This is a genomic window from Methylobacterium dankookense, from assembly GCF_902141855.1.
In the GTDB taxonomy this organism is placed as follows: Bacteria; Pseudomonadota; Alphaproteobacteria; order Rhizobiales; family Beijerinckiaceae; genus Methylobacterium; species Methylobacterium dankookense.
In genome coordinates, this window is record NZ_CABFVH010000099.1 from 1 (window position 1) to 5002 (window position 5002).

4 protein-coding genes and 1 pseudogene are annotated in these 5002 nt (G+C 64.5%); 4 read left to right on the forward strand and 1 reads right to left on the reverse strand.

Annotated elements, in window-relative coordinates:
* Positions 1-102: 102 nt before the first annotated feature.
* A pseudogene (locus MTDSW087_RS29520) lies at positions 103-645 on the forward strand (STAS domain-containing protein); the annotation flags it as partial.
* A gap of 407 nt (positions 646-1052) precedes the next feature.
* Here the strand turns inward: MTDSW087_RS29520 and MTDSW087_RS29525 are convergent.
* The gene (locus MTDSW087_RS29525) at positions 1053-2180 is read right to left on the reverse strand and encodes an AraC family transcriptional regulator (protein ID WP_306421709.1); all 1128 of its coding nucleotides are present in this window, start codon (positions 2178-2180) and stop codon (positions 1053-1055) included.
* A gap of 569 nt (positions 2181-2749) precedes the next feature.
* Here MTDSW087_RS29525 and MTDSW087_RS29530 point away from each other — a divergent pair.
* The 3 genes from MTDSW087_RS29530 (at position 2750) to MTDSW087_RS29540 (ending at position 4250) form a co-directional block, all read left to right on the forward strand.
* On the forward strand, positions 2750-2968 hold the full coding sequence (locus MTDSW087_RS29530) for a hypothetical protein (RefSeq protein ID WP_144769321.1): 219 nt from the start codon (positions 2750-2752) through the stop codon (positions 2966-2968).
* A gap of 176 nt (positions 2969-3144) precedes the next feature.
* On the forward strand, positions 3145-3648 hold the full coding sequence (locus MTDSW087_RS29535; RefSeq protein ID WP_144769323.1) for a hypothetical protein: 504 nt from the start codon (positions 3145-3147) through the stop codon (positions 3646-3648).
* A 131-nt stretch (positions 3649-3779) separates the two neighbouring features.
* A complete protein-coding gene (locus tag MTDSW087_RS29540) occupies positions 3780-4250 on the forward strand; it encodes a hypothetical protein (RefSeq protein WP_238179823.1) in 471 nt (156 codons plus the stop codon).
* Positions 4251-5002: the final 752 nt, after the last annotated feature.

The window sequence follows — 5002 nt, forward strand, 5'->3', positions numbered from 1 at the left end:
CCCGGACGTCTGTTTCATCTTCGCTCCTGGGGGCTACGATGAACCAGCCATCCTCCGTTCGTGAAGACCCTCAATCTGTCTCAGGAGTGCTGACGGCGGACACGCATGGAGTTCCGCTGGGCGGTCGTGGCGGCGCTCGGAGTCCTCACCTTCGGAACCCTCCAGGGCATCGTCGTAGCCATCGTCCTCTCGCTGGCCGGCCTCGCCCTGCAGACGGCACATCCGCGCGTCTCGGTCATCGCCCGGAAGCGCGGAGCCGATGTCCTGCGCCCCTTGTCGCCGGATCACCCGGACGACGAGACTTTCGACGGTCTCCTGATCCTGCGCCCGGAGGGGCGGCTCTACTTCGCGAATGCTCAGAACGTGGCGGACCGGATCCGGGCGCTGATCGCCCAGCACGAGCCGCGCGTCGTGGTCCTCGATCTCAGCCGAGTGCCCGACATCGAGTATTCGGCCTTGCAGATGCTGCAGGAGGGCGCCCGCAGAACCGGCGCGAATGTCTGGCTCGTGGGCCTCAACCCGAGTGTGCTCGACATGGTCCGGCGGGCAGGCCTGGATCAGGAGCTCGGCCCGGACCGCCTGCTGTTCAACGCGCGAACGGCCATCGAGCGCTATCTCGAGCGCCGACCGCGTCCGATGTCGTAGCGGAGAGCTAGAGCGCTCTTAAGCCGAAGTGGACACCGGTTCGGCGCAAGAGAGCGCGTCACAACAAGAGATTAGAGCCGTTCCCGATTGCAACGCGATCGGGAACGGCTCTCATCTCGATGGCGGGACGGAGCGGCTCTACCGTTCAGGGACCCGGGCAAGCCGCATCGCCGGCTGGGAGGCCCAGCGAACGCTTGCAGTGCCAGATCACGGGCTCGGCCTTCGCAGCGACCTCGCGTTCGTCGGCGCGCGCAGGATGCTGCCGGTCCGGCCTGTCGCGATCCGGATCTCAAGGATGGATGTCTCAGTGATGGCCGGATGATGAGACAGTCGATCTGAAATAAAATGCTGGACGCAAAAACAAATAAACATTTGCCCAATAACATCGCGCAATTGGCGGATTATGGCTATGGTTCTGGCCCAAGATCTGTGTTGACAGGAAACGGATCTGCCAGGAGCTGATGCGCGCATCTTGAGCGGTCGTCCTGCCGACGAGAATCGTCAGCGCGCGGACTCGAACGTGCTGCCGTGCCTGCACCCGTTGCGCAGCGGTGACGATCCGCGCCGTCGTCCTTCGGCTTCGGACGGTTCAGCCGTCTCCAGGCGGTGGGCGTCATGCCCGACCAGCGCCGGAAGGCATGCGTGAAGGCCGAGGGCTCGGAGAAGTCCAGGACGGCCGCGATCTGCGCCATGCTCATGCCGGTATCGGCCAGCAACTGCCGCGCCACCCGGAACTGCGCCTCGCCGGCAAGCTGCCGGAAGCTGGTGCCCTCGGCCCTCAGGCGCCGGCTCAGGGTGCGACGGTGCACCATTCTGAGTCGCGCCACGCGTGCCGCCCTGCAGCGCTGCCGGGTCACCGCGGTCCGCAGGTATCGGCGAAGCTCGTCCGTCAGCGTGCTGCGCTCCACCGCCTCGAGGCGACGGACGCGCTCTTCGGCTCTCCGGCGGAGGCTCGGGTCGGCGCCTGCGATCGGCTTCTGCAGAAGAGCCGCCGGAAGCACGAGTGCGGCCATCTCCTGGTCGAACCGGACGGGCGCGCGGAAGAACGCTCCATAGGGCTCGGCATGATGCGGGGTCGAGCGCGGCAGCAGCACCTCCGTCGGCATCCATTCGGCCCCGCACAGCGCGCGCAGGATATTGATCGCCTTGGCCAGAGCCCGCTCCGAATGCAGAGCGGCCCCCTCGGCCTCGGGCTCATACGGGGCGTAGCTGAGCACGGCGATGTCGTCGTGCACGCCGAGGCCGAAGACCGCACCCTGGTCCCGCACGCTCAGATGCGCTTCGAGGGCGCGCAGGGCATCGCCGACGGTCTCCGAATTGCGCAGCAATACGCCAAGCAGCCCCAGCGCCGACAAGGCGGTCCGTTGCCCGACAAGCAGCCCGAGATGGGGGCAGCGGGTTTGGGCGGCCGCAAGAGCCATGAGACGGCCGAGCGCGGTGAACGAGACGAACTTGCGAGCGCCGTCGAAGAGCCGGGGATCGAGGCCCGCCTCGGCAACGAGGGCCTCGGGATCGGCGCCGAGCTCGGCGATCACCGGGTAGATCTCCTGTGCCACTTTGAGATGAACGAAGCCGGTCGTTGGCGGCTGGCAAGCATCGTCGAGGCTTGCCTCTTCGGGAGACGCAGCTATCCGTTCAGTTGTGCACAATATAGACGACGATTGCACAGGAATTTCTCCTGTTCTCGAATCGACCAATTACCCCTCAACCCAAGTAAGGCTCGGCACTCGGCCCTGTCTTGATCGAATGGGACATCGCGTGCTGCCAGGCGCCGGGAGCGCAAGACTCTTCGGTCCGGCCGCCTATTACTCCGGTACAGACGCACATCGGCTGCTCCCGATCGGTGAAGGCCCGCGGCGGCTCGGTCCGGCGGCGTCTCGGCGGCGACCACCTCGGACACGGACGCATCCGCGAGTTCGGGAGACGCGCCGGCCGCGGCGCCATGCCCCTTGCCGTGAGGCACGTGACGGAGGCTGCAGCCATGACGAAGCGGACGCGTCGGCAGAGCGTGGCCATCGGCCCATCCGATCAAGCGGTGCAGGCGGGAGATGCAAGAATGTCTGCGCCGGTTGTGGCGACCACGGTGATACGACGGAGGCGGCCTATGACAGATCTGAACTTTGCAGGCTTATCGATCGCCGCGATGCTGTCTCTCTATGTCGGAAGCGTCGCGAATGCCGCTGTCGTCAACATGCCTCGCCCTGCTCCCGAAGTATCGAGATTCGCGGACGGGGCCATCATCAAAACCCAGACCTTGGGGATGCAGCGCCGACACGAGCGACGGATGGATCGGCACGACCGGCGGATGGAGCGGCGCTACTGACATCATGCGCGGATCTGCACATTCCGACGGAACAGGACCGAGCCCGCACCACGATCGAACGTTGCCGCCCGCACGACGCGGGCATCGGGCGCCCTGTCGCGGCCGCACGGGCGCATCCGCCTCTCAAGGTCGCGGTGGTCCTCCGCCAGCCGATGCGGTGAGACAGGGAGACGACCATGGAGACGCCGACCCCGCAACCGGCCTCGACCTTCGCGTCCGGCGACACGCCCTTCATGTCGGCGGCCGATCTCGCCGGCTACGCGGCCAGCCTCAGAACGGCGCAAGCCATGAGGGAGCGTGAAGGCCTTGATCGGGCCGACAAGGCCCAGGCCGACCTCATCAAGCGGCTCTCCGAGCCGGTCGAGCTGACACCCGAGAAGGTTCAGGAGATCACCGCGACGCTCCTGCACAGGCTGCGCATCGCCGCAGAGCAGGGCAAGAAGGAGTTGCAGGTGATGCGCTTCCCCAATGCGCTCTGCACCGATGCTGGGCGGGCCATCAACAATGTCGAGGGGAATTGGCCCGAGACCCTGACCGGCCGGCCGCGCCAAGCCTTCGAATTCTGGCGCGATCGCCTTCAGCCGAGCGGATACGGTCTGCGCGCGATGATCGTCGACTGGCCCCATGGCCTGCCGGGGGACGTCGCCTTCTTCCTGACCTGGGAAGCGGCACAACCCTGAGCGGGTCCGCCACGCACAGGAGCCCGGGTGCTGATGTGGTGCTGCGGCACGGCCGTGGCCTTCGTCGGCGGCGTGGTGGCGCTCGCCAAGAATGGGATCGACTTCTTCTCGCTGATCCGAGGGGGCAAGTGATGAGCCTGCGCCTGTTCGGCTATGCCTGCCTCGCGATCATCGCAGGCGCCATCGTCTCGACGGCTTTGCTGATCGCGTGGTGGGCAGCCGATCGCGCCCTCCCGGTGCGGGTTCACTATTCCTGGCTCGCCACCGAGAACGTGACGCCGGGGAGCTACCTGCATATCCGGCAGGAGGTCGAGTACGTCCGGGACTGCCGGGCGCACGTGGACCGCGTCGTCTACGACAGCCACACGCACCGCTACTTCCCAGAGGACATCGATTACGAGCGCCCGCCGCAAGGGCTCGGGACGCACGTCATCACCTTCAAGATATGGGTGCCAGAGGACTTCCAGCCGGGTCCGGCCTTCTACCGCGCGACCCCGCTCTACGCCTGCAACATGCTGCAGCGCTACTACTGGCCCATCACCCGGCCGGACACGGTCATCGAGTTTGACATCGTGCCGAAGGGCGTGGAGGCGGCGCAGTGACCTGCCCGCCCGCGGAACAGGATCTCTGCTCGGTCTACATCGGCATCGCGCTGCTGATCGGCGTCATCCTCGGCGCTGCTGCGATGAGGTGTCCTCCGGACGCCTGACACCTCGCCCCCGCTCGACCCTTCAGCCCCGCCGGCAGCCGCCGAGCGGGGCTTTTCGTTTCAGGCCTTGCCCCGCCTCGCCCCAGTCCAGTCCGGCCACCGCCCGACCCGACCGCTGAGAACTACGCAAGCCTTTTGCTTCCATTAGTTTTTATCTGACGATCCCTACCCCATTTTGTTGGCCTATAGCGCCAAGACCAACATTAGGAGTAATGTGATTTGTATTTGGATCCACTTTCGTTCCATGCCAATATACTTCACTCGTTATTTCTGTGAAGTATCTCAAAGTCGACCCAACGATGCCGTACTCAACGCGGATATATGTAATCAGTCGCAATTCGCGTCGTTGGAATTTTTCCATATTATCAACAAACAAAATAATTGGCGACGCTGAAACTATTGCCCCAGATCCTATCGGAAATCCTCCGTGAACATCTGATGATCCAGTGTAAATAAAATGTTCAACCTTATCCCCTTCCTTAATAAGTCTATAATCTCTGAAAACGACTGGCTTGATGGCGGGGCTGCGCCCTGTGTTAACTAAATTGTCCGTCGTCAGATGATTTGAGACGGTTTGCGGTGCTCAGGAACGGAGGCTCTGGTCCACCTTGGTTGAGAGGTTAGGCAGCCTGCGCGTGGTGGCGC

What these genes read in the sequence shown, in the direction of transcription:
- MTDSW087_RS29530 (WP_144769321.1), top strand. Translation starts at nt 2,750, where the DNA reads ATGACAGATCTGAACTTTGCAGGCTTATCGATCGCCGCGATGCTGTCT.
- MTDSW087_RS29535 (WP_144769323.1), top strand. Translation starts at nt 3,145, where the DNA reads ATGGAGACGCCGACCCCGCAACCGGCCTCGACCTTCGCGTCCGGCGAC.
- MTDSW087_RS29540 (WP_238179823.1), top strand. Translation starts at nt 3,780, where the DNA reads ATGAGCCTGCGCCTGTTCGGCTATGCCTGCCTCGCGATCATCGCAGGC.